Here is a 4,082-nt window from a genome sequence, read left to right as displayed (position 1 = left end):
CTTACCCTTTTGGTATGCTTTGGGCGTTGCAATGATGTGGTTGCTTACCCGAATAAATAGGCCTCTGTATACGGTTTCTGTTCGTCAGTACCGAGTTTTGTAGTCTCGCTTTCTTCAGATGTAACTTCACAGTTACCACCCTTGCGACTTACTAATGCTTCTAGGCGTTACCCCAGCGCATAAGGGACTTGCACCCTCTAGATTAATTACTTACTTTGCTGTAAGTAAAAGATGCCCATACTGGGCACACACACTGTATATAAAAAATGCGTAGTTTAGTGCTAAATCAATGGAAAGTGCGTACTTGCTTTCATCCGATTTTCGTTCCGAAAATCCTCTGACACAAGCACGCACTTTTCATATACAAAACCGTTAGCACCAATATGACCAAACCGCCTGAAAACATTAAAGAACTTGCCATTAGAGAAATTTATGAAAAAGATGTTCTTGCAATTTGGAAAAAATTTGAGAATCACGAGATTTTTTCTAATCCTGATTTTGAATATAGAAAACATCCACTTCTTCCCGAAATAGTTCATAAAGAAAGTTTAATGTTTATTGGAATGAATCCTTCTTTTAGAAAAGGTTCTGTAATACCTGAAAATGAAAAAAATATTGGTTTTTATCAAATACCAAAAGAGGAAAATTTTAAAGACATTCCATACTTTGAAAAAATGAAAGAGATTGCAGAATATTGCAGTACAAAATGGACTCATCTTGATTTATTTTTCATCAGAGAAACAAAGCAAGAATTAATTGAGAGTTTAAGTTATACAGATTTCGAATTTTTAAATCTACAATTAGAAATATCATTTGAAATAATAGAACGAGCAAAACCCAAACTAATAATTGTTTCAAACGCTTTGGCTTCCGAGTTTTTCGGAAAAATGAAAACAAAACATAAGAGTTTTAAGAAAATTTGGAAAGGTTTTGACTTATTTTTTGAAGACAATAATATTTTAGGGAAAAAATCGACATTTAACTCTGAAATTGGAACTTATGAAATTGAACTGAATAACGAAAAAGTTCCAATAATTTTTAGCGGAATGTTGTCTGGACAAAGAGCTCTTGACATTGGTTCTTTAGAAAGACTAAAATGGCAATCGAAAATGATATTAGAAAGTAGAACAAAAAAATAAATACTGGTGCTAACACCGTATAAACTTTATTGCTGGTTTTAGCTCACTTGGGAAATTCCTCCGGAATTTCGCCGTTCGTGTTTTATTTACTAAATTCACTGCTTAAACAACGCAACAAAGCTTATACAACAACGTTGTGCAACATATGAAAAAAACAGTATTCTTAATATTAACGCTTCTTATTTCAAATTTAATTTTGGCTCAAAATCGTGATGCCGAATATGTTGAATATGTAAGTGAACTTGCGAATATTGAAATTAATGAACTACTTAATTATCCAATTTCAAACTTAACGGAGAATGAAACTTTGAATGAGTTAAAGAAAAAAACTAACTCTGAATTGAATACTCTTGCATTAATAATATTGAATTATAAGTATGCGGAAACACTCGACTTTGAAATTGAAGAACAAACAAGGCTGTTAATGCGAATGGTTGAAATGGCTGATAAGTTTTATGAAAAAAATAAATTAATATTTTTAGAACATTCTGTTGGTTATCGTCCAACTTTCAGTGATGAAGAAGAAATATATAACAACAAAAAAGTACGGATTTTACTTATGGGTAGTGGAACTTGTATTATTGATGAAATTGACTATAATGCAAAGCGTATGTACAGGACATTTAATGAACGAATGAAAAAAAATATAGCGAAATAATACGTTGCACAACAACGTATAAAAATAATTGCGGTTTAGTGCTTAATCAAAGGTCGTTGCGTGTTTGTAACGTCTGATTTTCCTGCGGAAAATCCTCGCATACAAACCCGCAACTATTCTTATACATAAACGTTAGCCACAAGCTAAAAAAAACATCGTGCTAACCAATAAACATTGAACGAATTGAAAGTTAAAAACCCAATACCAAACGAAAATATTTCTGACTTTGTTCAGAATATACTTGTTATTGAAAATTTTCAAGTTACCAATCCATTTGTTTTACCATTGTATGCAAATGGTTCGCCAACACTTCTGTTCCAAACTGCAAAAGGAGAAATAAAAGGAAACTCAAACAATTTGACATTATTTGGACAAACAGTATTTCCAGAAACATTGACAATAAAAGAAGACTTCACTTTAATAGCATATTTTTTCAAACCATTTGCTCTATCTACTCTATTTGGTTTTTCCGCACAGGAATTGACAGATAATCCAATAGATATAAATTTATTGGAACCGTCTAAAACATTGGAATTACAAGAAAAACTATTGAATTCCAACTCAATAAATGAAATGATAAACTTGATTGACAATTACATTTTCAGTTTAGTGAATAAAATAAAAGCGGACATTAATTTAATAAAATTTGCTACAACAGAAATTGTAAAAAATCCAGACAATGAAATTCTTAAAAAAGTACAAAATGAACTTCATTTAACCGAAAGAACGTTTCAAAGAATGTTCAAGAAAAATGTAGGACTTTCACCAAATCAATATCGCAGAATTGGTCAATTTAGTAGTGCATTTAAACAATTACAACAAAAACAATTTGAAAATCTATTTGATATTGCATTTGACAATGGTTATTCAGACCAAAGCCATTTTACACGCTCATTTAAGGAATTTACAAACATCACACCAAAAGACTATTTGAAATTTGGAAATCTATCGAACGATTGATTTTGTCGGTTATGTTCTATTTTAAGGCTTTAACTCGTTCTATTTTTGTGCTGTAATTAATTGTTTAATCATTTTAAAAAACAAAAAAAATGGAAAATCAAATTTATCCTTGTCTTTGGTTTGACGGACAAGCACAAGAAGCATCAAAATTTTATTGCTCAATCTTTAAGAATTCAAAAATTATAGCTGACAATCAAATGGTCATAACATTTGAACTAAACGGCAAAAAATTTATGGGACTAAATGGTGGTCCAGAATTTAAGTTTAATGAAGCAGTTTCATTTGTAATTGATTGTGAAACTCAAGAAGAAATTGACCATTTATGGGAAAATTTAACTTCAGATGGCGGAAAAGAGGGAAATTGTGGTTGGTTAAAAGACAAATTTGGAGTTTCGTGGCAAGTTGTACCGACAATTTTACCAAAACTTTTAAGTAATCCGGACAGAGCAAAAAATGTGATGGACGCTTATATGAAAATGAAAAAGTTCGACATTGAGAAGCTAAAGAATGCGTAATTGCTATTTTTGAATTATGAATGCTAAAGAATTTATTGAAACTTTAAAAATAATCGGTCAAGATTATTCGGGAGAAATTCCGAAAAGGGAGATATTTTCTTTAGCTAAAGCATATCAGCAAATGCCAGTATTTGAGGTTGTAAACTTGCTTAAAGATAAAGATGATAACCATCGACTTGGAGCAGTATCAATTTTAGATTGGAAAGTACGAAATAAGAAAACTTCTAATGAAGAACGGAAAGAGATTTTCAAAGCATATATTGAAAATCATAATTGGATTGATAATTGGGGTTTGGTAGATAGAAGTGCACCTTATGTTGTTGGAGGTTATTTGCACGACAAAGACAAAAAACCATTGTACGATTTGGCAAAATCCAAAAATCCAATGGAACGAAGAACTGCAATTGTAAGCACTTACTATTTTATAAGAAAAAACGAAATAGAAGACACATTTAAAATTGCAGAAATCCTTGTGAACGACAAAGACGAATATGTACAAAAAGCTGTTGGCAGTTGGATTAGAGAAGCAGGAAAGAAAAATGAAGAGAAATTAAAGAACTTTCTTGACAAACACGCTACCGAAATGCCAAGAGTTATGCTTCGATACGCAATCGAAAAATTTGACAAGGAAACGAGAGAATATTACTTGAATTTAAAGAACAGAACGGAAAAAGCCAGTGGCTAATCGAGTAGACGGCTGACAATCGAATGATTGCCAGTGCGCCTCTCACACCACCGTACGTACGGGTCTCGTATACGGCGGTTCAACGTTCATCTCAACAATTGCTCTTTACACCAATTGAAGCTACC

General features: G+C 31.9%; 5 protein-coding genes. All 5 read left to right on the top strand.

Annotation, left to right across the window (positions count from 1 at the left end):
- Nucleotides 1-383 precede the first annotated feature (383 nt).
- The 5 genes from ES677_RS14875 to ES677_RS14855 all read left to right on the top strand — a co-directional run bounded on the left by ES677_RS14875 (nt 384) and on the right by ES677_RS14855 (nt 3,957).
- On the top strand, nt 384-1,139 hold the full coding sequence (locus ES677_RS14875) for a hypothetical protein (RefSeq protein WP_148381677.1): 756 nt from the start codon (nt 384-386) through the stop codon (nt 1,137-1,139).
- Nucleotides 1,140-1,284: 145 nt separating this feature from the next.
- The gene (locus ES677_RS14870) at nt 1,285-1,797 is read left to right on the top strand and encodes a hypothetical protein (protein ID WP_148381676.1); all 513 of its coding nucleotides are present in this window, start codon (nt 1,285-1,287) and stop codon (nt 1,795-1,797) included.
- A gap of 174 nt (nt 1,798-1,971) precedes the next feature.
- Nucleotides 1,972-2,757 (top strand): helix-turn-helix domain-containing protein, encoded by a 786-nt coding sequence (locus ES677_RS14865; RefSeq protein WP_211357897.1) that lies wholly within the window; start codon nt 1,972-1,974, stop codon nt 2,755-2,757.
- Between the two features lie 89 nt (nt 2,758-2,846).
- Nucleotides 2,847-3,272, top strand: coding sequence for a VOC family protein (locus ES677_RS14860; RefSeq protein WP_148381675.1), 426 nt, complete (start codon nt 2,847-2,849; stop codon nt 3,270-3,272).
- Nucleotides 3,273-3,288: 16 nt separating this feature from the next.
- Nucleotides 3,289-3,957: a DNA alkylation repair protein gene (locus tag ES677_RS14855; RefSeq protein ID WP_148381674.1), complete on the top strand. Its 669-nt coding sequence runs from the start codon at nt 3,289-3,291 to the stop codon at nt 3,955-3,957.
- The last annotated feature ends 125 nt before the right edge of the window (nt 3,958-4,082 follow it).

Origin of the sequence: Bizionia gelidisalsuginis (assembly GCF_008086185.1) — a bacterium.
Lineage (GTDB): Bacteria > Bacteroidota > Bacteroidia > Flavobacteriales > Flavobacteriaceae > Bizionia > Bizionia saleffrena.
This window is presented reverse-complemented; position numbering and strand designations above follow the sequence as displayed.